The organism is Roseibium hamelinense, from assembly GCF_007830545.1.
In the GTDB taxonomy this organism is placed as follows: Bacteria; Pseudomonadota; Alphaproteobacteria; order Rhizobiales; family Stappiaceae; genus Roseibium; species Roseibium hamelinense.
Map to the genome: position 1 here is coordinate 171,848 of NZ_VLLF01000010.1, position 22,969 is coordinate 194,816.

The window sequence follows — 22,969 nt, forward strand, 5'->3', positions numbered from 1 at the left end:
CCCCAAGAGCAGGACCGACACTGATGCCCGATTTTGGCAGGAGCGAGATTATCCGGTGTCTAGATCACGAAAAGGTGGTTGTCCCAAGCTACCCCAGCCGGTCTCATCAGAACTTGCGGTCGATCTTCAGGATGCTCCAGAGCGTGCAATGCACCAGTTCCGTCCGAAATCATGAAGCCGGTGTTGCCAAGCGGCGCAACCCCGCAACCATCTTCAACTGCTTGTGTTCCTAAAAATGCCCCGTCAGCCGCATTCCAGAACAGGATCTGCCCACCCCTTGGGGCTGAAGTCGCAATCACGTTGCCCGACCGATTTGCTGTGACCGATCCAATATAGTTTTTCAAACGCTCGCTCAGTGATGTTGGGACCTGATACAAAACTGGAGTTTCCTGCTCTGACAACCGGCAAACAAGCGGAGGAGTCTCGCTCTCGCTTCCCTCGAATTGCCCGCCGACCCAGATCCGCCCAGCGTCGTCCTGAGCCATATGTCGGAGCGACAATTGGTGCATATCTCGATCAAGCACCTGTTTTGCCTTAAGGGCACCAGTGTCCGAATCCAGGAAAACAATCGATGGCGCCATTGTCGGCAGATTCAGCTTTTCGCGCGGTCGCGCAGGATGAGTTTCGATGCCGCCATTTGCGACGATTAGTGTCCGGCCGTCAGGGGAAAGCAAAATATCATGAGGCCCCACACCAAAGGTGTCCAACTCGCCAATCCGATGGACGGATGCGCCGCTTGCATCGTACACGCCTACGACACCCCGCGCTTGATCGAAGTCGTTTTCGACCGCATAGATCAGCCGGCCGTCCTTTGAAAAACAACCGTGCCCGTAAAAATGCCGACCGGCCGCTGCTTGGATAACAAGCGGAGCGGTGTTTTCAAAAGGGGCAATTACCAAGGCGACCGTCCCGGGCCGGCGCGCAAAGGCGACAAGTCGTGTGCGATCAGGCGCTACGGCAATGCCGTGCCCCCGCACGGGCAGTGGAACCATGGCCAGCACAAAACCTGCGTCATCTGTCAGCGCTATCGCATAGCTTCCGTCTGCCTCCCGTCTCGCACTCGCGAACATCGGTGTTTCGAGCGCACCCAAATCCAACAGCGAACCGGCAAATGCGGCACGAACCGGCGCAAACAACGAAACTGGAGCCAAACTGCCCAGCGCACGAAGCAAATTGCGCCGCGAAACAACTACACGGTCAGTCGCCATCAAGGGCATTGAACCCTCCAGAGAGCGCGAGGGCTGGAGACAGCTGGTTGGACAATGCGCTTTTTGCGCCGCTTAAACCATAAACCGCGGCATTCATTTTTCCGAACGCTTCAGGTGTTGTCAGGCTTTCGCGCACAGGTACGGGAATATCTACAAGCAGCCTGATCACATTGCGAAGCTCAAAATCGAGGCCTCGAACGATGTAGACGTCCGCCCCGATCAGGTATGCGTCAAACCCGGCAGAAGCGATTGCATTCCGTATGCCGCGGACCTGAGCAATTAAGTAGCCTAAGCCATTTTTGGAACGCGAAAACGGAATCCGGTGCGGTTTGGAGCTTTCCGGGTGTTCACCCAGCGCCGGCAGAATATCCTGGTCCTTGATGACCACAACTCCGGTCGTCAAGGCATTGAACATCGTTTCAAGCGCTTCCTTGGGATTTCGGATATGACTGTCATTTGCGTCGGGAGAAAGCAGGGTTTTGCTGAAGCCTTGCGGGTCGTACCAGGCCGCCTTGGTATCCTGAGCGATTTGAAGGACGTTTTCGCCAATCGCGCGTGCGTAATTGCAAGTGAAAGATGGTTGCGCCTCGTCACCCCCAAGCGTGACATTCCCAACTTTGTCGAACGCAATCAGTTCCAAAGCGCCAAGCCCTTGGACGGCGACACTCTTGCCGGAAAGGGTCTTAGCACTGGTAACCTTATCGTCCTCGGAAGCTAGTATCTTCCTCAATTGTCTTTCCGTGATGCCGCGGGGGTCCGGAAGAAATGCCAGCCGTGAAAGCCGGTTTTCTTCCGCAAGCGGACCGAAACGCAGAAAGGAGATGCCGCCGAATGCATCGACCACATTCCCATATGCCGAGGCGAAAGCGGCTCTGGTTTGGTCATTCGGCGCTGCGCAGACGGCATTGATTGCCGAAGGAAGCGTGGCAGCTTGATCTGCAAAGTTTGCAGATGCAGGACGTACATATCCTTCTATTAGATGCGCAACCAATCCCCGGTATTCCACGGGTGTGGGTTCCGAAGCAGCTGCGGGCGCACAGATGAAAGCCGACCAAACCGTAACAGACGCAATGAAGGAACGGACACTCATAACGACTCCAAAAATGCAATCAGGGCCTTGCGATCTGCTGGCTCCATGTTGGTGACCTTGTCCCGCGCCATCGCCGCTTCTCCGCCATGCCACAACACGGCCTCCAACAAACTCTGTGCCCGGCCGTCGTGCATGAATCGCGTATGATCATTGACGGTCTCGGTCAAGCCAATGCCCCAGAGCGGCGGGGTCTGCCATTCCCGGCCAGTCGCATCACCAACCGGCCTGCCATCCGCCAAATCCTCACCCATATCGTGTAGAAGCAAATCCGTGTAGGGCCAGATCAGCTGGAATCGGTGCGCCGGATTTTCTGCATGCCGGCTGGTTACATATTTCGGCCTATGGCAAGAAGCACATCCGACATCGTGAAACAGCTGCTTGCCTCGCAAGACCTCCGGGCTGTCAACGTTCCGGCGCAAGGGAACAGCCAGATTTTCGGAATAGAATGTCACCAGATCCAAAACAGGATCCGGCGCTTCGGTTGGCCCAAGATGCTCCTGGTCGCCATGCGGCATTTCCCGGCAATTTTGTTGAGCCTCGGTGCAGTCCCCCCAAGGTGCCGGCTTGTCTGGTGATCCAATCCCGATGTCGCCTGAAAAAGCACCTGCTGTTTGCGAACGGATCGTCGGATTCGATGCCTTCCAGCCGAACCGCCCGATGACCAGATCGCCGGTATTCGGGTCACGCACATAGCTGACCTTGCCCGATATGCCATCACCATCAAGATCGTGGGGATCCGCGAGCGCTTCTATGTCCCCAGCGTGAATGGCTTGCAACAAGCCCAACCCAATCATTGGCGGCGCAACCCTTGGAGATATCAAAGTGCCCGGATGCATGTCGCCATACCCAAGATCCCGTAGGGCATAGACAGGTTTTTTTAGGACAACGTCCTCTTCACCTTTCAAAGAGACGATAATGTCCTGATAGCTGATATCAAACCGGCCTTCGGCTGGCAGCCCGGGCACGGCAAATGCTTGGAATTGCCCGCCATAGGTCGGCTCCGGGATGCTTAAGAGCTCCTTTGTCTCCAAGGCAGCAAGGTGCGCGGCAGTTTGCGGTGGTATTGAAAGACGCAGAAACAGCGAGACCGCTTCTTCACCAGGGCGCGGTGGACGCCCGCGGCCGTCCTTTAAATGGCACCCCTGGCAGGACCTTGCGTTGTAGAGGGGGCCAAGACCATCAGAAGCGAGAGTGGAAGACGGCGAAGAGGCCCACATTTTTTTAAAAAGGCCGTTGCCAACCTTAAAAGTCTGCTCCTCTTCGAAGGTGAGGTTCGAGTTCGAGTGGGAAAACGCGTCCCGGTTGATGCGCTTTTTCGATGTCCCGGCGCCGCCGGCCATCGGTTCAAACAATTCTGCTTTTGAAAAGTCGTTTGGCAACACAAGCACCGACGCCGCTTTGGCACGATCTGTTGTGTTCAGATCATCTCGATGAGAGAGCGGGTCGGCCCCTTGCGCAGGTGCCAAGGTGACCACAATAAGCGCCCAGACAGACGCACCAAAAAACCATCTTGTCATGACAACATGACCAATATGTTCGCATCCAAAAACCACCGTTCAGCGCCCCTCCCGCGCTAAAAGGCCAGCTGAAAAGCCAGCGGCCATGTGGCCGCTGGCATGATTTTTTACTGGAAGACTGCAGTCGGGTTATCGAGGCTATCAGAGCCTTCAAATGCGATATCTTCCAGTTCGAGGATTTTCACCACTCGCTCGATGGAGCGCGTCTGATCGACAAGCGCATCAATCGCCGCTTGAACAACCGCGTTGCCCTCATCATTGCCTTCGCCAATCATTTGGTCATAGGCCTCACCCCCTTCGGCGCGTTTTTTCATCGCTTCGAAAGCCGCGAGAGTGGCCCCCAACTTGGCGTCCATTTCCTTGGCGAGGTCGGCGTCTTTTTCGGCAATCAGGTTCGCCAGAGAAGCCCCCTCGATGTCGCCATAGGCGCCGTAGTAAACATTCCGTATGCCAACGACGTCATTGTAGTGTGACATGTGCGTATTGTCCGAGAAACAATCATGTTCCTCTTCCGGGTCATGCAGCATCAGGCCGAGCTTCATGCGCTCACCAGCTAATTCGCCATACGAAAGGGAGCCCATACCGGTGAGAATGGTGGCGAGACCGCCAGCCTCCCCTTTTTCGGCCAATTCCGCGCGGGCATCACCACCCGGAGCCCAGGCTGCCGCCATTTCTTCCAAATCCGTGATCAGAAGATCAGTGACAGCCTTCAAATACTGGATCCGGCGCTCGCAATTGCCACCGGTGCAGTTGTCAGGATCGAAGTCGGTTGCCGGACGACTACCAGCTCCGGCATCCGTCCCATTAAGATCCTGGCCCCAGAGTAGGAACTCAATCGCATGATAACCCGTCGCGACATTCGCCTCGACTTCGCCAGCTTCCTGGAGTTTTCCTGCAAGGAGTTCCGGCGTAATCTCAGTTGCGTCAACCGTTTCGCCGCCCACCTTTAGTATTGGATTGGCGATAATGTTTGCCGCGTAGTACGCATTTTCTTCGGATTCGGTTCCATAGGATGCATCGACATAATCGATCAGACCTTCATCCAACGGCCACGCGTTGACCTTGCCTTCCCAGTCATCCACGATTGCATTGCCAAAACGGAAGACTTCGGTTTGCTGGTAAGGATTGCGGGCCTCAATCCAAGCGGCACGCGCAGCAGCAAGCGTATCATCGCTCGGGTTTGCGACCAGAGACTCGACTGCAGCCCTAAGGTTTTTGGCCGTCTCCAGGGAGTCCTGATATTTGGCCTGCGCGATATCGCTATAGGTTGTCAGGATTTCTGAAGGTGTGTCTGCCATTGCAGGCAATGCGACGAGGGCAGATGCCGCGAGGAAGCCGATCTTCAACTGTTTCATGATGCAGTTCCTGTTTTGATTTACCGCACATTGCGGAGTTTTGAAGTTTCAGTGTTTTTGAATGAGCTTCTTGAGCGGACACTCAGCAAGCTGAAGTTCTTCGAGTGAGACCGGGCTAAGCTGAAGGTCGATTTCCATCAGCGCACCAGCAAGTGCATTGGCAGAATGAATGGTTGATGCAAGACCAACGTCTTGAACCAAAAACTGCGCGATCGCTGCTGCCACATCCGTGTCCCCCGCCTGGCTGGCAGACACCAAAGCTGCGACCAAGCATTCGTCCTGGCATAAATTCGGACAGCCATACGGAAACACGCACATGGCCTGCTTTCCGAAAAGATGCAGATCGCGGGCATAGAATGACAGATCCGACAAGGGGTGCCGGGCCTTGGTTCGTCCAAGTTCGGCTTCAAACAGTTTGAGAACAAGCTCCCAGCAGCCATGATCTTTTGTGGCATAGCCAGACAGGCATCGGCGCACACCCTCGACCACCAACCGGTCGGGTTTGTGCGACATACGGATAGCTTGATGACCAGGCTTCATGACATCCAATTGGGTGCGTCGAAAAAGAGGTGATGCCCATGGGGAACCATTTTATGAATATAATAGTCAAGTAATTTTTTCAACAAAATCAGTAGTTTAGAATGATTCAAAACTGGAGTCTATCAGTCAATATTACGAATAAATGTGTGTTGTTGTCAGATAAACCCCTGAATGCACTTCGTGAATACGAGGATTGCCGGAATGGAGTTTTACCCTTACTTTCCAGGCAACAATTGCAGCAAACCAATGGAAAGTTCGGCATGCTGACAGCTTTCAAACACTTCATTAAAGAAGTGACACTCGGCGAGAGTGGCAAAGTGACATTCGCAGAAGACGACAAACGTCTGGCTGCTGCCGCGCTCCTGTTTCACCTGGTTGATGTCGATGGCATTGTGGACGAAGCAGAAAGCCGAAAACTGCGCGAAATCCTGCAGGATCATTTCAAACTGTCCGATGAAGAGACAACTGAGCTCATAAAAGCAGCTAAACAGCGCGACAGCGAAGCGGTGGACCTTTACGGCTTTACGTCTGTTTTGAAACGTACCATGGACGAACACGAGCGCTTGTCAGTAGTCGAAATGATGTGGGAAATTGTCTATGCGGACGGCCATGTTCACGAGTTTGAAGACAACACCATCTGGCGGGTTGCTGAATTGCTTGGCGTTTCAACGCGAGACCGGATGACGTTACGACAGAAAGTAGCCAAGAGCACACCTGGTTCTGGAAGCAGCTCAGAGGAATAATCCTCCTAAAATGTAACAGGGCAAAAGGGGCTCGATTTTGCATGCGTATTACCACATATTGGGGTCATGCATGCTCCAAGACCAAAAAGTTCGTCGCACCCCCGCGTACTAATTGTGCTTCATCAGGAAAATTCCACGCCCGGACGGGTGGGGCAGGAACTGGTCAAGCGCGGCTTCAATCTTGACATTCGCAAGCCACGCTTCGGCGATGTGCTGCCCTCAACGCTGGAGGATCACGCTGGAGCCGTCATTTTTGGCGGACCAATGAGCGCAAATGATACCGATGCTTTCGTTCAAAGGGAGATCGACTGGATTAGTGTTCCGCTGAAACAACAAAAGCCTTTTCTTGGCATTTGTCTCGGCGCCCAAATGATGGTGAAACAGCTCGGCGGGACAGTTGCGGGCGCAAAAAACGGGCAGGTTGAGATCGGGTATTACGGGCTTCAAGCGACACCCGCGGGTGAAAGTCTGATCAATTGGCCATTAAAAGTGTATCAGTGGCACAGGGAGGGATTCAGTCTCCCGTCCAGCTGCGAGTTGCTCGCAAGGGGCACAGGCGCCTACGTCAATCAAGCCATTCGATATGGTGCCAATGCTTACGGCATTCAGTTTCATCCCGAACTGACCCACTCCATGATGGTCCGGTGGACCACGAAAGCTGCGGAACGCATGACGCTCCCTGGGGCTCAACAAAGGCGGGATCATTTCGCAGGACGCTTCATCTACGATCCAGCCGTGAAATCCTGGCTGGACCGGTTCCTTGATCTATGGATAGGCACAGCTGAAGCACCCTCGCTAACTGCAAGACTTCACGCTGCGGAGTAGTGCGGTTGGCACCAATGCATTACCGGCCTGATGACCATTCCAAATCCTACGGCTTGAACACCACCAAGAGATCCTTGGCATCGATTTGCGCGCCCGGCGTCACCAACACTTCCGTGATCTCACCGTCACGCTCGGCATGGAGTGCGGTTTCCATCTTCATGGCTTCGATCGAAACCAAGACATCACCTTTAGCAACCTTCTGGCCCGATTGAACGGCGACGGTCGAGATAACGCCCGGCATTGGCGCGCCTACATGACAGGTATTGCCCACTTCGGCTTTTCTCAGCGTGGCTGCGGCGCTAGCACCATGGATCCGGTCCGGCACCTTGATGATACGGGGCTGGCCATTCAGCTCAAAAAAGACTTTCTTTTCGCCCTTTTCATCGGTTTCACCTATCGCCTGACAGCGGATAACCAGTGTCTTGCCAGGCTCGAGATCGACAAAAACCTCGTCCCCAGGCTCAAGACCATAAAAATAGACTGGCGTCGGAAGAACCGAGGTCGGCCCGTATTGTTGCTGGGCTTTTTCGAAATCGGTGAAGACTTTCGGATACATGAGATAAGCGGCCAGATCCGCGTCATCCATGTCGCGCCCGCATGCTTCGGCAGCCTTAGCGCGTTCGGCCTCCAAATCGGCCGCCTCGAGCATAGACCCAGGTCGAACCGTAATCGGCACCACGTCTTTTAGGACCTTTTTCTGTATTTTCTCCGGCCAACCGCCTGGCGACTGACCAAGATCTCCGTGAAGCATATTAACGACGCTGTCCGGAAAGGCGACATCTTTGTGTGGATCCTGAACCGCCTCAACGGTCAGCCCTTGGCTGACCATCATCAACGCCATGTCGCCAACCACTTTCGAAGATGGCGTTACCTTGACGATATCCCCGAACATCATGTTGACGTCTGCGTAAGCTTGCGCGACTTCGTGCCAACGGCTTTCAAGTCCGAGCGAACGGGCCTGCTCTTTCAAGTTTGTGAACTGGCCACCTGGCATTTCATGCAGGTAAACCTCGGAAGCCCCGGACCTGAAATCACTCTCAAATGCGCGATATTGGGTACGAACCGCTTCCCAATAGAAAGAAATCTCACGGATTTTCTTCGCATCCAACCCAGTGTCGCGATCGCTGCCACGCAGAGCTTCAACAATCGAGCCCAGACAAGGCTGAGAGGTCAGCCCGGACAGAGCGTCCATGGCGGCATCGACCGCATCTGCGCCGGCTTCAACTGCCGCAAGCACAGTTGCAGCGGAAATTCCCGACGTGTCATGAGTATGGAAATGGATCGGCAGGCTGGTCTCATCTTTCAGCGCTTTGACCAGCACCTTGGCCGCTTGAGGTTTCAGCAAGCCAGCCATATCCTTGATGCCAAGGATATGTGCTCCGGCTGTCTCGAGCTCTTTTGCCAAGCAAACATAATATTTTAGGTCGTATTTTGGCCGAGCGCTGTCCAACACGTCACCCGTGTAGCACAGCACGCCCTCACATAATTTGTCAGCCTCAATCACCGCGTCCATCGAGACACGCATGTTTTCGACCCAGTTGAGGCAATCGAATACTCGGAACAGGTCAACACCATTGTCGGCTGCTTGCTGAACGAAAAATCTCACCACATTGTCGGGATAGTTCGTATAGCCAACACCGTTCGACCCGCGCAGCAGCATTTGCAGCAAGATATTTGGCGCTTTTTGCCGGATCAGTCGAAGCCGCTCCCATGGGGATTCCGTCAAGAACCGCATCGCCACGTCAAATGTCGCTCCGCCCCAGCACTCAAGCGAGAACAGGGTTGGCAGCCCTGACGCATAAGCATCCGCGATTCCCGCAATGTCGTGGGTGCGCATACGGGTTGCCAGAAGCGACTGGTGTCCGTCGCGCATAGTTGTATCGGTGACAAGCGTACGGGACTGGGATTTCATCCAGTCTGCAAAGCCTTTTGGACCCAGTTCATCGAGAAGCTGGCGCGTACCTGCCGCCTTGTCCGTGCCGTAGTCGGGCACCAGTGCGGGCGCCGCATCTTGAGGCAGACGCAGCCGATCCCGTGTTTCGGGATGACCGTTCACCGAGACATCAGCAATGTAGGTAAGAAGCTTTGTTGCCCGGTCCTGGCGCTTTGTTTGTTCAAAAAGCGCAGGCGTTTCATCAATAAACCGAGTGGTGTAGTTGTTGGACCGGAAGTCCGGATGATCGATAATGTTTTCCAAAAACACCAAGTTGGTTGCCACGCCGCGAATCCGAAACTCGCGAAGGGCGCGGTCCATCCGCTTGCAAGCGTCTTCCGCCGTTGGCGCCCAAGCCGTCACTTTTTCAAGCAGCGGATCGTAGAAACGGGTGATCACCGCTCCTGAATAGGCGGTACCGCCGTCGAGCCGGATACCGAATCCGGTCGCTCCCCGATATGCGGTAATCCGGCCATAGTCGGGAATAAAATTCTGCTCCGGGTCTTCCGTCGTGATCCGGCACTGAAGTGCGTTTCCGTTCAGCCTTATTGCGTCTTGTTGCGGAACACCACATTCCGGCGAACCGATCCGCGCTCCGTCTGCAATGTGAATCTGCGCCTGCACAATATCGATGCCAGTCACCTCTTCAGTGACCGTGTGCTCGACCTGTACTCGTGGATTGACCTCGATAAAATAGATGGCCCCAGTATCGGCATCCATTAGAAACTCAACGGTACCAGCACCGCGGTAATTTACGGCACGGCCGATTTTCAGACCGTACTCACAGAGCTCCGATCGTTTGGCTGCGTCCAAATAAGGTGCCGGCGCCCGCTCAACAACCTTTTGGTGCCGGCGCTGAATAGAGCAGTCGCGCTCAAAGAGATGTACAAGCCCGCCGTGACCATCTCCGAGTATCTGCACTTCCACGTGGCGCGCTCGTTGCACCAGCTTTTCCAGGTAAATCTCATCCTTGCCAAAAGCAGCCATAGCCTCCCGCTTGGCAGCCACAACCTCTTTCTCGAGAGTTGGCTCATCTGGAATGACACGCATGCCGCGCCCACCGCCGCCCCAAGACGCCTTCAGCATTACAGGGTATCCGATATCCTGCGCCTGGCGCTTAATGTCCTCCAAGTCATCCGGCAAAGGCTCGGTCGCCGGCATAACCGGAACCCCAGCCTCTATGGCAAGATTTCGAGCGGCGACTTTGTTCCCCAATCGCCGCATCGTTTCCGATTTCGGGCCAATGAAGATGATGCCAGCCTTCTCGCACGCATCGACAAACTCGGGACTTTCCGACAGCAGACCGTATCCGGGATGAATTGCGTCGGCCCCACTTTGTTTGGCAACCCGGATAATTTCGTCAATAGACAGGTAGGCTTCGATCGGCCCCAGCCCTTTGCCAACCTGGTAGGCTTCATCGGCCTTAAATCGGTGCAAGGCCAATTTGTCTTGCTCGGCGAAAATGGCAACCGTCCTGATGCCAAGTTCATTGGCAGCTCGGAATACGCGGATTGCGATTTCGGAACGGTTAGCGACGAGAATCTTGCGGATTGCCAAACGGATACCTCCCCATGCGTTTCGCACTTGCGAACAATCGCGTCGAAAGTTCTACTTAAGACAAACGCAGAAGAAAAGAGGCAGCTAAACTGATTTAAATTGTTGCAACCGCAACGAAATCAGCAGCAGCGCGCAAAAAAGGGCGCTAGGCCACAAGACCGAGCCGGAACGCAATAGCAACCGCATGTGTCCGATTAGCCGCTCCAAGCTTACGGGTTGCCTCTTTCAAATACCAGTCTGCGGTATGCCGGGAAATGCCGAGCACGTCGGCGATGTCTGTACTGGTTTTCCCAGCGGCCGACCACTTCAGACATTCCGTCTCGCGCTTGGTGAGGACAGCGCCCGTATCGGAAGTGTCGACGCCATTCTTTATCAGCCGAAAGAAATGCTGATATGCGTAGACCCCGGCAATATGAAGCGCCTTCAGATCACTTGCGGTCAGGTGCTCTGTATCTCCGCCGAGGGAGAGGCAACCTTCAAAGCCGCTGGGCCCATATACCGGGATGAACACCCCGTCCGTCAGACTGTAGGCGCGCGCTTCCTCGCGTATTTTATGCGCCCGGTCACTGATACCAGGTGCTTCGAGAGCCTCGTGATAAAAGAATGGCAACGCGGTACGCGCAGCACGGGCGATCACCGGATCATCCAGGATATAATGTTCGCGGAGGTATTTTTCTGTCCAGGCCGCATCCCAGGCTGTCGCGAGCACATACGGATCCTTGAGTGATCCGGGCCCCGTAAAGGCAGCGATGACATAGGTGTCAAAACCAAATGCTGCAACGAAGTCTTTCAGTTCAGCCTCGGCTGCCTGCATATTCACCCGCGCCGTAATGCTGACTGCAAATTCCAACGCCTTACTCAGCCGATCACTCGACATGCATATCACTCGCCCAATGCCCTTACATCCGCATTCGGACCAAGCTCATTGCGCACCGTCCCAAATTGGAACGCCTGATTAACAATCAGACTGCAATAGCGTTGATGAATAGTGATGCACCCAAGGACATATTGATCTTTTTAGGCGCACAACCTCTAAATAGCGGATGAACAAATATGAAACACCGTTGAATCATCGATTCGTGCAACCTCTGTTCACGGTATGTGAGCATTGCTTGCCTTTTGGTCAAAAAAATCAACCCCTAGTTTTCAGGGAAAATTAATCGCTTGACGCAAAATCGCGACACATGGACTGGAATTTATCGCCACGCCAATCACAAGCCAGCAAACCCCATATCTATGCGCTTTCGGAAAGCGCGCACGATATATCGTGTAGAACGAAACCTGAATCTAGCACTGTAAGCGATTCGATCAGCCTTTGTTCCAGACTCGTTCCAGTTGCAAAACCCGGCTTTCCTTACGTCGCGGCTGATGCAAAAAGACTAGGGACAAGTTCACCCGGCCTGTGCTAGATAACTCGCCAAATCGGCCGATCGCGGCCCAAGCCAATGAGCACTCCCCATTTGATGCCCACTCCCCAAAACCTGACGCTTCCCAGAGCCGCACGCTCGAGAACGGTAACTGCTGTCTTGGGTCCGACCAACACCGGCAAGACGCACCTCGCGATAGAGCGGATGCTAGCCCAGCCGTCTGGACTAATCGGCCTGCCTCTGCGGCTTTTGGCCCGTGAGGTGTACGGACGTATTGCAGAGCGCGCAGGTTTGGATTCCGTCGCTTTGATTACGGGCGAAGAAAAGATCATTCCAAAAGCGCCGCGCTACTGGGTCTCCACCGTAGAGGCGATGCCGCTAGACCTGAAGACGGATTTTGTCGCTATTGACGAAGTGCAGCTTGCTGGAGATCTCGATCGTGGTCATGTTTTCACAGATCGAGTTCTAAACCTCCGTGGTCAATCCGAAACGCTTCTCCTAGGCGCATCAACAGTCCGTCCTCTTTTGGAAAAGCTCATTCCGGGACTGAATGTCATCACACGCCCGCGTTTGTCAGTGCTGACTTATGCGGGCTCGAAAAAAGTATCACGCTTGCCGCCAAGGTCCGCCATCGTCGCGTTCTCGGCCGATGAAGTTTACGGAATTGCCGAATTAATCCGCCGGCAGCGCGGTGGCGCAGCCGTGGTGTTAGGATCTCTCAGCCCAAGAACGCGAAACGCTCAGGTCGACCTATTCCAAAACGGCGATGTGGAACATCTTGTAGCCACAGACGCGATAGGTATGGGACTGAACCTTGACGTCGATCACATCGCGTTTGCAGGCAACAGAAAGTACGACGGGTATCAATACCGGCAGCTTACCCCTGCCGAGATGGGACAAATTGCAGGACGCGCGGGCAGACATACGAGAGACGGCACGTTTGGGGTCACCGGCCGAGTGGATCCATTATCGGATAATCTGATCGAACAGATCGAAACTCACCAATTCGACACCCTCAAAGTGCTGCAATGGCGCAACAGCATATTGGATTTTTCGACCGCAGACGGCCTGCGCCGTTCGCTTGATGCAGTGCCAAAGGAAGACGGTCTCGCCCGCGCCCCGACGGGTGACGATGTCTCCGCCCTTGAGCACTTACTTAGGGATCCTGCCGCAAAATCAGCCGCAAAAGGTGAAAAAGCGGTCAAATTGCTCTGGGATGTGTGCCAAGTTCCGGACTATCGGAAAATTGCGCCAGCCAATCATGCAGAGATTTTGAACACCATTTATCTGCACCTGATGCAGGACGGAAAAATAGAAGATGATTGGTTCACCCGCCAATTGGCCTTCGCAGACCGGACAGATGGTGATATCGACACTCTTGCAAACCGGATCTCGCACATCCGGACCTGGACATTTGTCGCAAATCGCCCCGACTGGCTGGCAGACCCGGCCCACTGGCAGGGGGTGACGCGGGACATTGAAGACAAACTATCAGATGCGCTTCACGACCGGCTGACTAAAAGGTTCGTGGACCGCCGTACAAGTGTATTGATGCGACGTTTGAGAGAGAACGCCATGCTGGAAGCAGAAATTACAGCGAGCGGTGATGTGCTCGTCGAAGGTCAGCACATCGGAAACCTGCTCGGCTTCCGGTTTGCGCCTGACAGCCAGGCAGACGGCCCAGAAGCCAAAGCCCTGAAAGCCGCAGCCCAGAAAGCGCTGGCCACGGAAATTGAAAGCCGCGCAGACAAACTTTCCAGGTCAGACAATTCTGATTTTGTCCTAACAACGGACGCCTCGATCCGGTGGCGGGGGGAAGCAGTTGCGAAACTGATCGCAGGCGACGATGTCTTGGCGCCCAACGTGATTCTCCTGGCCGACGAACAGTTGACCGGCCCCGCTCGTGACAAGGTTCAAAACCGGGTGTCCCTTTGGGTAAATGCGCATCTCGATACGTTGTTGAAGCCGCTATTCGACCTAAAGTCTGCCGAGGGCCTCGAGGGCCTCGCACGCGGCGTCGCGTTTCAGATTGCCGAAGGCCTAGGAAATCTTGAGCGTCAGTCGATTTTCGAAGAAGTTCGCCAACTTGATCAAGACATGCGAGCCTCATTGCGCAAACTCGGTGTTCGCTTTGGTGCCTACACAATATTTATCCCAGCTCTGCTAAAACCTGCTCCAAGCCAGCTGATTGCGCAGTTGTGGGCATTGAAGAACGGCAATCTCGACATGGACGGCTTGTCGGAACTGCCGCAGTTATCTGCATCAGGAAGAACATCGATCCCAGTCAATCCGGCAATTGATCCTGCACTTTATAAGACCGTGGGCTTCCGCGTATGCGGCCCCCGCGCAGTGCGCGTGGACATTCTGGAACGGCTTGCTGATCTCATCCGGCCCTTGATCGCCTGGAAACCGCTAGACGCAGAAGTGGCTCCGCCGGACGGAGCAATCGCAAAAGGCGGCGGCTTCACGGTGACAGTTGCCATGACATCACTCCTTGGGTGTGCAGGTGAAGATTTCTCAGCGGTGCTGAAGTCGCTCGGCTATCGTGTCGAAACACAGCAAGTGCAGCGCCCGGTACGCCCCAAAACAGAGACCGGCGCTGCAGACACCGAGGCCAACACGCCTTCTGAAGACGTGCCACCGACAACAGCAACACCCTCAGCGGACAACGACACAGCTGCAAACGACAATGCCAGCGAAACCGCAGACGCGGAAGAGGTTGCAGCACCGGAAGCCAACATCGGGATCAATGCAAACGAGACAGTGCCGCCGGAGGCCGAACAGACGGACAACACGTCCGAAGGTGTCGCGTTGCCGGCTTCCGGGGAGCTGGTCTCTGAGGCAGATAGCCCAACTGGTACCGACACGAGTTCAGACGCCGGCGAAGCGGTGGAGATGGAAACCGTCACGATCGAGATCTGGCGTCCGGGCCGCTCTGAGCGCAGACCCCGGCACAATGAGGGGCGAAAGAGCGACCAGCGCCGCAGTGGCGGGCAGTCGCGTAGCGAAAAACGGGGTGCCGGCGGCAACAAGCATGGCAAAGGTCAGGCAGGCAAGCCACGCGGTGACCGGAAAGCTGCCGAAGGCCACCCAAAGCGCTCCAAGCCTCCGCAAAAAGACAAGCCGATTGATCCGAATTCGCCATTCGCGGCACTCATGGCTTTGAAGGCGGACATGGACAACAAGGGTAAAAAGTAATTTCTGAGCAAAAACCGGATAATTTAGCGAGTTTACGAGTTGATAAGTGGCTTTGGTATGCCCGCGTCACAAAAACCCGTTCCCTGGCTCAAAAGCTCGCGGCCGGTGGCCAGATCCGGTTGAACAAAGACAAGATATCGTCGGCGAGCAAACTGGTCAGGGTCGGCGATGTCCTGACGATTACGCTTGATCGTCGAATTTTAGTGCTGAAAATTCAAGGCCTCGGTGTTCGACGAGGGCCGTACACCGAGGCCCGGCTTCTTTACGAAGACCTTTCTCCACCACCTTCGCCAAAACCCGAAGCCCCGGCCCGAGCGGCGCTTCGCGAACCTGGGGCCGGTCGACCGACCAAACGCGATAGGCGGAAGCTCGACGCATTGCGCGACTCCGACTGAAATCAAAATGCGCAAACCCGCATTTAGCGAGCAAAACGTTTTCAAAACGTCCGGACTTCCGCCACCGCTAGCGCTTGCGTGCGCGGATCAAAAAAGCTAACCAACAGTCCAAGATAGCCGTCATGCACTGGACATATGCGGTGCCGCCCAAAAGCAGCACATCGGAGCAGCGTCCCGGCACGTAGAGAGGAATGCGATGACCTATGTCGTCACCGACAACTGCATCAAATGCAAATACACAGATTGTGTTGAGGTCTGCCCCGTGGACTGTTTCTATGAGGGCGAAAACATGCTCGTAATCAATCCAGATGAATGCATTGATTGCGGCGTTTGTGAGCCGGAGTGCCCTGCTGAAGCTATATTGCCGGACACGGAATCCGGACTTGACAAGTGGATTGAACTGAACGCCGAGTACTCGGAAAAATGGCCAAACATTACCGAGAAAAAAGACCCTCTACCAGAAGCAGCAGAGTTCGACGGAAAAGAAAACAAGTTGGAAGAGTTCTTTTCCCCAAACCCGCCTTTATGACGCCAGGATAGGCCGCTGGTTTCTTGCGGTCAATTAAAACAAACAACAGCCCTGTAGTCTGAAGCAACGCTGGCGTGTGACCTTAGCACACCAGCTCGCATGGCTGGTTTGTACGTAGAACACTTTAATTTTCCACAAGCATATGCTATCTTGGCGAGATAGTCGCTTAACCCCGCTGATCTCCCCCGCGCCCGGAGGACGTCAAGCAGCGCAATTCTCTGGCTTTCCAGTGGATTGTGAACAGGATCACACGCTTCGTATGACTGATATCGCTTCTAAAGTGGAAAAGAGCGACTGACCAGCCAGACACGCAACATATCAACAAGCCTTCCATAATTGGTCCGGTTTGACGAACTGCGTGTCTCAAAAGCATCAGCTGCCGCATGCGGCACCGTCTCGGTCACGTAGACCGACAACTGCGCAGGAGTAGAGATAAGTATGGCAACAAACACAAAGAAAACCGCGCAGCGTCAGGGATTTAAGACAGGCGAGTACATCGTCTATCCAGCACACGGCGTAGGCCAAATCACTGCCATAGAAGAACAGAAAGTTGCGGGTCATTCACTCGAGCTTCTCGTTATACAGTTTGAAAAAGACAAAATGACCTTGCGTGTACCTGTCGCCAAAATTGCTTCCGTTGGCATGCGCAAGCTTGGCGAACCGGCTGCTGTTAAAAAAGCGCTGGAAACCGTTCGGGGTCGGCCACGCGTTAAGAAGACAATGTGGAGCCGCCGCGCGCAGGAATATGAGGCAAAGATCAACTCTGGGGATCTGATCGCAATTTCCGAAGTGGTTCGTGACCTGTTTCGGTCAGAAACGCAGCCGGAACAATCCTACTCCGAGCGTCAGCTCTATGAAGCAGCACTCGACCGGATGGCTCGCGAAATTGCAGCCGTGAACAAGTGTTCAGAAACCGAAGCTGTCAAGCAAATCGAACAAAACCTAGCAAAAGCCCCAAGCCGGGCAAAAGCAACTGAAGAAGAAGTTGCCGAAAGCGATGACGATCAGGAAGAGGCTGCCTGATCGGCAAATTGTCGCACACTCATTGTTGAATAGATTCGCGTTTAAGCCCGGGCAACCGGGCTTTTTCTTTGCCTATGCGCTGCATCCTCACGGTCTGCTCACAAAAAGGTGCTCTCATCGTCGCGCAAGGAACAGAATTCAATGATCCACTCTTGGTTAGGCGGCGTAAGCTGAACAAACAAGGTGGAGCAGTAAGGTTATGTCAAACGCACAGAGTGAACGCCGCCAGATGGTCAGGACGGCAATGAAAGCGCCATACCTCACGCGTGAAAAGGAACTGGAGCTTGCCTACCGTTGGCGTGATGAACGCGACGAAAAAGCCTTGGAAAAGTTATCGCTGTCGCACATGCGCCTGGTCATTGCTGTTGCATCACGCTTCCGCAATTTTGGCTTACCTCTTGGAGATCTGATCCAGGAAGGCCATGTGGGTCTGCTTGAAGCTGCCGCCCGGTTCGAACCTGAACGCGAAGTCCGGTTCTCAACCTACGCCACTTGGTGGATCCGAGCCTCTATACAGGACTATATCCTACGCAATTGGTCGATCGTTAGAGGTGGAACGTCTTCGTCTCAAAAAGCCCTGTTCTTCAATCTGAGGCGGCTTCGAGCAAAGCTCGCCGGAAGTCAACAAAATATTTCCGACTCAGAACTCCACAGGCAAATCGCAGATGCGATCGGCGTAAAACAAGCGGACGTCGCTCTCATGAATGCGCGTTTGTCTGGCCCGGACACGTCCTTAAACGCTCCGGTGATGGATAATGAGGGGAGCAGTGCAGACCGTCAGGATTTTTTGGTCTCGGATGCGCCCCTGCCCGATGAGATTGTGTCCGACAGCATTGATACGGAACGCCGTCGAGAATGGTTGTTTTCAGCTCTCGATGTACTGTCAGACCGCGAATTGCGCATCGTAAAGGAACGCCGCCTCTCCGAGGATGGAGCAACACTCGAGTCGCTCGGCGAAAAACTTGGCATTTCTAAAGAACGCGTTCGCCAAATCGAGAGCCGCGCGATGGAAAAGCTGAAGATTGCCCTTCTGAACAACCAACCGGATCAGTCAGCTTACGCAATCGCGTAAGCTGACTCCAAAGCCCCCAACCACTCGGCCGCCCGGCACCTGCCGGCGCGGTCATTTTTTTAATCAACAACGAGTTTCACGGCGGTTCCCGGGGGGATCGCCTGTCCGCGTTCAAGATCGTTTAAAATCAAGAAGAACTCCAGCCTGCGGGACGGTTCAATGCCGCCCATACCGCGCGCAACTTTTTCCGGCGTATCGCCCGCTTGTGTCGTGACCACTTTGATCCGCAGGGAGCGAAGTCTAGCCCTCTCGGTCGGTGTGAGCTGCCTGAAACTGTCTATCGTTTGCCGGAACTGCGCTTCAAAAGCGTCATTTGGCCCGCGGCTCGCGAAAATGAACCGATATCCTGTCCGCCCGATACGAACCACCGCAATCCGGAAGGACCAGCCTTGAGTAATCGCAGCGCCAACAACGGCAGGCATGCCGTTGATCGTGGTGGTCCGAACGCTTTGCGGCAACAACCCGTTGATCCAACCGGCGTTCATGTAATCCGCCAGATTGTCATATCGACTCAGGTCTGCCCCGTCGAAACGCATGGCGGTGCCCGCTCCGTTGCTAGCCAGAACCGCTTCGGGCGAGTTTTCCAGCACATAGCCTGATGGCATCGTAAACGCGATCCCAAGCGCCTTATGCAAAAACGACCGGCCCCGAACGAATCCTTCAAGCGGGTCGTCACCAAACAGCATGCCATTGATCCGGCTCAGGTAGCGCTCGCGGTCGCGCTCGCCGATGCCGGGCGCTCCGAACTGCCGGGCTGATTTGGTTGCAAGAGACAACCGCTCGGGCGTTGAGGGGTGCGACGACAAGAAGTCTGGCGCACTTGCGGCGTTGTCCTGCGCGCTCTGAAACTGGGCGTAACTGGCCATCGAACGCAAAAAACGTGCAGCCGCATAAGGATCATACCCTGCTTTTGCCAGTGTCCTTACGCCGACGACATCCGCTTCCAGCTCCTGCACTTGGGAAAAACGCGCAAAAGACAACTTTGACGAAATGATTGCCTGCCGCGCCTTTTCTGAGTCTTGCACGACATTGGTGATGATCCGGTCCGCAAGCTCTCGTGCTTCGGCGCGTTGCTGACGCTCGATCGCGTGGTTTGCAGTGACATGCGCCATCTCATGGGCGAGAACAGCGGCAACCTCTGACGTATCATTTGCAAGCGCCAGCAGACCGCGCGTCACATACAAATACCCACCCGGCAACGCGAAGGCGTTGATCGCGGGGGAATTCAGGATGGTAATCCGGTAACTTTGAGAAGGATCGTCAGAGGCCGCGACAAGGCGGCCCACCACGCTTGCGACCGCCCGCTCCGCATTCGGGTCGTTATAAACACCGCCATAGGTCGCAACCACACGGGGGTGTTCCCGTGCGCCAATATCGGCGGCAAGGTTGGGCCGCAATGTGCCGGGGGCAATCGTTCCTACATTCGCGCTGTCCCCAGTGAGCTGGCAACTGGCAAGAAAAAGACACACAACCGCAGACGCTACAGCTCCAGCGCGCCTTTGCAGCCGCTGAAAAGCCGGTTGAGCGGCACGAATTGGGAACTGTAAAGGCCCCGGGATGCTCACTGCGGTTTTCTTTCCCTATCCAGCACGTGAAGTTGGCCGGGATGCTCGATCTCTATGTAGGGGCCGTCTTTGACACCGACCACTCCCCTTATTTGTAAAGCGCGACCGGCAAGATCAGAAAGGCTCATGCCCTTATGTTTCAAATAGGTTTGCATATTAGTATCAAGGCGCGACGGCCAAGTAACGGTCAGATCTGTTTTCCAGTGCCGACCAAAATTCAGATAGCGGGTACTGCGCGTTTTTCCAAGCGAAACCAGCCTGCCTTCGATCAAAACATACCGGCCCGAGTGCGCCTCGATACGGGCAGGATGGCGCGATGCATGCACCATCCCATTATCCGCCCAGATGCCCAATTCCTTTTGGCGTGCAGACGCCTCTGCCTTCCGCAATTGCTGATGACACCGGTAGGATCCGTAGCGCGGCACAAAGACAGCGCTGCCCTGTCTCAGCAACAATTCCTGCAACAAAACCTTCCGCTCTCCTGTACTCAGAACCACCCAGACAGGTTGACGGCCCCACCGATCCCTATTCGCATTGGCGGGATAGGCAAAAACTTGCTTGGACGCTGTCAGAGGCTTTGGTGAATCTTGGGTCGGCACATCCACATCCGCCATTACGTAGAGCGCGCCTTTTTCATCAGCAAAAACGCCATGTCCGTCCGGCCCGTATACCGCCATAGCGATTGAATTGGGCAAACACGCGTGGATGTCTTGGTCAGCATCCACTGGCCGCACGAAAACGCCCAGCAGCAAAAGGCACGCGCCCAAAATTGAAAACGACCGAGTGTCCTCAAGAAATAAATAATTCATTACCATACAACTCACAGGACCCGTAGAGTTCGCCTAGGATCCAAATACGGCCATCAAATGACTGCTTTCAAAACAAAACAGGCAATTTGGGGGGCAAGCAAACCCGGATTTTCGTTGGAAAGCTTATCAAGATCAGAGAGAGGCTCGCCCCGGATCATAATTCATGCTATGCGCAATCCACGGCCCCGTAGCTCAGCAGGATAGAGCATCAGATTCCTAATCTGAGGGTCGCGCGTTCGAATCGCGCCGGGGTCACCAATTATTTCAATGACTTATAGCATATTCGGAAACCGAACACACCCGAAAATTCGGCTGGGTAAGCACCGGGTAAGCAGATTTCAGCCGTTCAAAAACGCTCGTTCCAGACAGGCTCAAATCTCCTTCCTTCGATTCTTGAAATGAAAAAGGGCCGTCAAAGCCGTCACAGGTCGTTTTCGGTCAGGAAATCCAATGGTCATTTTATGCGCGCTTAGCCGTCAGCAATTGTCTCAACCTGTCAGTTGTTGTGAAGTTTGGCCCCGACGAACGTCATCCTAAACATCAAGATGACCTGTGTTCCAAAACCGCCGTGTGTTTTGAAGTCCAGTGGCCGGGAATGGCCCCGTAGGACAACTAAAAGCCCTGAAAGGACCCGTCGTCATCGTCAGGGGCTCTGCGCTCAGCCTGACAAGCTAAGCATAAACATGACCCTGACAATGATCCTGACACCTTGACTGCCACCGCAGACGTCTATGTCCCGCGGTCGCGAATGTCCCCGTAGGACAATGAAGTTAGCTGAAAGGACCCGCTAATTCAGTTTAGCTTCCAAACACTGTTGTCTGGCTGGACGTTTCGCGTCATAAATTTCTTCAACTAAAAACTGTGAATTTTTGACCTGCAGCAAAGCTTTATCTCCCCTTTGGAAGCATATTGTTTCGAGACGGTATACCAATGAATTTTGCGCATTCGGGCCGAGAACAGGATAAGAGTGACTGGCAGAAGCTGGATGCTCACTTGGTCGCGGTAGGAGAGCTGGCTTCCAAGTATGGGCATGACTGCGGACTGGATCGCGCGGCGTATTTCGCCGGACTTCTTCACGATTTGGGAAAGTACAGCCCACCTTTTCAAAGGCGGCTTGAAGGTGAAGACATCCGGGTCGATCACTCGACAGCTGGCGCAATTGCAGTGCTGGACATTTTTACGGAAAACAATCTGGATCGCGTAACAGCTGAGTTGATCGCCTATTGCATTGCTGGACATCACGCTGGGTTGCCTGACCGGCAAAACGAGACCGCAGCGTGTCTTGATCGGCGCTTGGCGGCTGAGTTGCCTGCATTAGATCCGGTGTGGAAAGAAGAACTGGACGTAGCCCTCGGAAGCATATCACCGGAGCTGTTATCGTCTTTCATCGGCAAAAAGGGCGCATTCTTCTCCATGTCCGTAATTACGCGGATGATTTTCTCGTGTCTTGTAGATGCTGATTTCAAGGATACGGAGGCCTATTACGCTGCCCTTGAAAGCCGTTTTCACGATCGTGAGTGGCCAAGTCTTCAGGAAAGCCTGCCTGTTTTGTCAGACCGGTTTTCCGCCTTCATGGATCACAAGCGAAATCTATCAAATGACCTCAACAAGCTGAGGTCCAATATTCTGGATCACATGCTGGGTAAAGCCCGGGATACTCCCGGTCTTTTTACGCTAACCGTCCCAACTGGCGGCGGCAAGACACTCGCCTCTCTCGGCTTTGCCTTGGATCATGCCCGAATTCATGGTCATCGCCGGATAATCTACGCGATCCCGTTCACATCAATCATTGACCAAACGGCCGACATCTTCAGGAAGGTCTTGGGCGAAGATGTCGTGCTGGAACACCATTCCGCGATTGACGAGGAAACAACCGGAAACCGGCAGCAGCGCGGCAAACTAAAGCTCGCGATGGAAGACTGGGCGGCGCCGGTGGTCGTGACGACAAATGTCCAGTTTTTCGAAAGCCTTTTTGCGTCCAGGCCATCACGGGCGCGAAAGCTGCACAACATTGCCAGGTCCGTGATCATCCTGGACGAGGCACAAACACTGCCGCGGCCGCTCTTGAAACCTGCGATGCGGATGCTTGAGGAGCTAGCTAACTCCTATGGCTGTACAATTATATTATGTACGGCGACTCAGCCCGCGCTTGATAAAGCGCGGCTTGAAGATGGTTTGCCGCTCCAGGGCCGGGAGTTGGCGCCCGATCCGCAGCAGCTTGCGAAAAAACTCCGGCGGGCTTC

At 54.5% G+C, this 22,969-nt stretch carries 17 protein-coding genes and 1 tRNA gene; 9 read left to right on the top strand and 9 right to left on the bottom strand.

Annotated features, from left to right (window positions below; translation table 11 throughout):
- Nucleotides 1-59: 59 nt before the first annotated feature.
- The 5 genes from JM93_RS18900 to JM93_RS18920 all read right to left on the bottom strand — a co-directional run bounded on the left by JM93_RS18900 (nt 60) and on the right by JM93_RS18920 (nt 5,683).
- Nucleotides 60-1,217, bottom strand: a complete 1,158-nt coding sequence (locus JM93_RS18900; RefSeq protein WP_145346576.1) for a DUF1513 domain-containing protein — start codon at nt 1,215-1,217, stop codon at nt 60-62.
- Nucleotides 1,198-2,298 carry an imelysin family protein gene (locus JM93_RS18905; protein WP_145346578.1) on the bottom strand — a complete coding sequence of 367 codons (1,101 nt, stop codon included), beginning with the start codon at nt 2,296-2,298 and terminating at the stop codon, nt 1,198-1,200. Before JM93_RS18905 ends, JM93_RS18900 begins: the two co-directional genes overlap by 20 nt.
- A complete protein-coding gene (locus tag JM93_RS18910) occupies nt 2,295-3,815 on the bottom strand; it encodes a di-heme oxidoreductase family protein (protein ID WP_145346580.1) in 1,521 nt (506 codons plus the stop codon). The genes JM93_RS18905 and JM93_RS18910 overlap by 4 nt, the downstream gene beginning before the upstream one ends.
- A 107-nt stretch (nt 3,816-3,922) precedes the next feature.
- The gene (locus tag JM93_RS18915; RefSeq protein ID WP_145346582.1) at nt 3,923-5,170 is read right to left on the bottom strand and encodes an imelysin family protein; all 1,248 of its coding nucleotides are present in this window, start codon (nt 5,168-5,170) and stop codon (nt 3,923-3,925) included.
- A gap of 48 nt (nt 5,171-5,218) precedes the next feature.
- Nucleotides 5,219-5,683: a hypothetical protein gene (locus JM93_RS18920; protein ID WP_145346722.1), complete on the bottom strand. Its 465-nt coding sequence runs from the start codon at nt 5,681-5,683 to the stop codon at nt 5,219-5,221.
- Between the two features lie 287 nt (nt 5,684-5,970).
- On the opposite strand from JM93_RS18920, the gene JM93_RS18925 reads away from it, so the two are divergent.
- The gene (locus JM93_RS18925) at nt 5,971-6,453 is read left to right on the top strand and encodes a tellurite resistance TerB family protein (RefSeq protein WP_145346724.1); all 483 of its coding nucleotides are present in this window, start codon (nt 5,971-5,973) and stop codon (nt 6,451-6,453) included.
- 66 nt (nt 6,454-6,519) lie between these two features.
- On the top strand, nt 6,520-7,278 hold the full coding sequence (locus JM93_RS18930) for a glutamine amidotransferase (RefSeq protein WP_145346726.1): 759 nt from the start codon (nt 6,520-6,522) through the stop codon (nt 7,276-7,278).
- 46 nt (nt 7,279-7,324) lie between these two features.
- Here the strand turns inward: JM93_RS18930 and pyc are convergent, their stop codons facing one another.
- On the bottom strand, nt 7,325-10,768 hold the full coding sequence (gene pyc, locus JM93_RS18935; protein ID WP_145346728.1) for a pyruvate carboxylase: 3,444 nt from the start codon (nt 10,766-10,768) through the stop codon (nt 7,325-7,327).
- A 145-nt stretch (nt 10,769-10,913) separates the two neighbouring features.
- Entirely contained in the window at nt 10,914-11,645 is a 732-nt protein-coding gene (locus tag JM93_RS18940; RefSeq protein WP_145346730.1) for a helix-turn-helix transcriptional regulator, read from the bottom strand.
- A 586-nt stretch (nt 11,646-12,231) separates the two neighbouring features.
- Between JM93_RS18940 and JM93_RS18945 the strand changes: the two genes are divergently transcribed.
- The 5 genes from JM93_RS18945 (at nt 12,232) to JM93_RS18965 (ending at nt 18,352) form a co-directional block, all read left to right on the top strand.
- Nucleotides 12,232-15,333: a helicase-related protein gene (locus JM93_RS18945; protein WP_145346798.1), complete on the top strand. Its 3,102-nt coding sequence runs from the start codon at nt 12,232-12,234 to the stop codon at nt 15,331-15,333.
- Nucleotides 15,333-15,728 carry an RNA-binding S4 domain-containing protein gene (locus JM93_RS18950; RefSeq protein WP_145346800.1) on the top strand — a complete coding sequence of 132 codons (396 nt, stop codon included), beginning with the start codon at nt 15,333-15,335 and terminating at the stop codon, nt 15,726-15,728. The genes JM93_RS18945 and JM93_RS18950 overlap by 1 nt, the downstream gene beginning before the upstream one ends.
- A 196-nt stretch (nt 15,729-15,924) precedes the next feature.
- Entirely contained in the window at nt 15,925-16,257 is a 333-nt protein-coding gene (gene fdxA / locus JM93_RS18955; RefSeq protein ID WP_145346732.1) for a ferredoxin FdxA, read from the top strand.
- Nucleotides 16,258-16,695: 438 nt separating this feature from the next.
- Nucleotides 16,696-17,280, top strand: a complete 585-nt coding sequence (locus tag JM93_RS18960) for a CarD family transcriptional regulator (protein WP_145346734.1) — start codon at nt 16,696-16,698, stop codon at nt 17,278-17,280.
- Nucleotides 17,281-17,479: 199 nt separating this feature from the next.
- Nucleotides 17,480-18,352, top strand: a complete 873-nt coding sequence (locus JM93_RS18965) for an RNA polymerase factor sigma-32 (protein ID WP_145346736.1) — start codon at nt 17,480-17,482, stop codon at nt 18,350-18,352.
- A gap of 59 nt (nt 18,353-18,411) precedes the next feature.
- On the opposite strand, the gene JM93_RS18970 is transcribed toward JM93_RS18965, so the two are convergent.
- A complete protein-coding gene (locus JM93_RS18970) occupies nt 18,412-19,857 on the bottom strand; it encodes a M48 family metalloprotease (RefSeq protein WP_155197538.1) in 1,446 nt (481 codons plus the stop codon).
- Between the two features lie 56 nt (nt 19,858-19,913).
- A complete protein-coding gene (locus JM93_RS18975) occupies nt 19,914-20,531 on the bottom strand; it encodes a thermonuclease family protein (protein ID WP_170230749.1) in 618 nt (205 codons plus the stop codon).
- 376 nt (nt 20,532-20,907) lie between these two features.
- On the opposite strand from JM93_RS18975, the gene JM93_RS18980 reads away from it, so the two are divergent.
- Nucleotides 20,908-20,984, top strand: a tRNA-Arg gene (locus tag JM93_RS18980).
- 672 nt (nt 20,985-21,656) lie between these two features.
- Nucleotides 21,657-22,969, top strand: a 1,313-nt coding sequence (locus tag JM93_RS18985) for a CRISPR-associated endonuclease Cas3'' (protein ID WP_145346740.1), incomplete at its 3' end; no start/stop codon positions are given.

Bases quoted from the DNA above. Each gene is read 5' to 3' on its own strand.
- JM93_RS18900 (WP_145346576.1), bottom strand. From the start codon at position 1,217: ATGCCCTTGATGGCGACTGACCGTGTAGTTGTTTCGCGGCGCAATTTG.
- JM93_RS18905 (WP_145346578.1), bottom strand. From the start codon at position 2,298: ATGAGTGTCCGTTCCTTCATTGCGTCTGTTACGGTTTGGTCGGCTTTC.
- JM93_RS18910 (WP_145346580.1), bottom strand. From the start codon at position 3,815: ATGACAAGATGGTTTTTTGGTGCGTCTGTCTGGGCGCTTATTGTGGTC.
- JM93_RS18915 (WP_145346582.1), bottom strand. From the start codon at position 5,170: ATGAAACAGTTGAAGATCGGCTTCCTCGCGGCATCTGCCCTCGTCGCA.
- JM93_RS18920 (WP_145346722.1), bottom strand. From the start codon at position 5,683: ATGTCGCACAAACCCGACCGGTTGGTGGTCGAGGGTGTGCGCCGATGC.
- JM93_RS18925 (WP_145346724.1), top strand. From the start codon at position 5,971: ATGCTGACAGCTTTCAAACACTTCATTAAAGAAGTGACACTCGGCGAG.
- JM93_RS18930 (WP_145346726.1), top strand. From the start codon at position 6,520: ATGCATGCTCCAAGACCAAAAAGTTCGTCGCACCCCCGCGTACTAATT.
- JM93_RS18940 (WP_145346730.1), bottom strand. From the start codon at position 11,645: ATGTCGAGTGATCGGCTGAGTAAGGCGTTGGAATTTGCAGTCAGCATT.
- JM93_RS18945 (WP_145346798.1), top strand. From the start codon at position 12,232: ATGCCCACTCCCCAAAACCTGACGCTTCCCAGAGCCGCACGCTCGAGA.
- fdxA (WP_145346732.1), top strand. From the start codon at position 15,925: ATGACCTATGTCGTCACCGACAACTGCATCAAATGCAAATACACAGAT.
- JM93_RS18960 (WP_145346734.1), top strand. From the start codon at position 16,696: ATGGCAACAAACACAAAGAAAACCGCGCAGCGTCAGGGATTTAAGACA.
- JM93_RS18965 (WP_145346736.1), top strand. From the start codon at position 17,480: ATGTCAAACGCACAGAGTGAACGCCGCCAGATGGTCAGGACGGCAATG.
- JM93_RS18975 (WP_170230749.1), bottom strand. From the start codon at position 20,531: ATGGCGGATGTGGATGTGCCGACCCAAGATTCACCAAAGCCTCTGACA.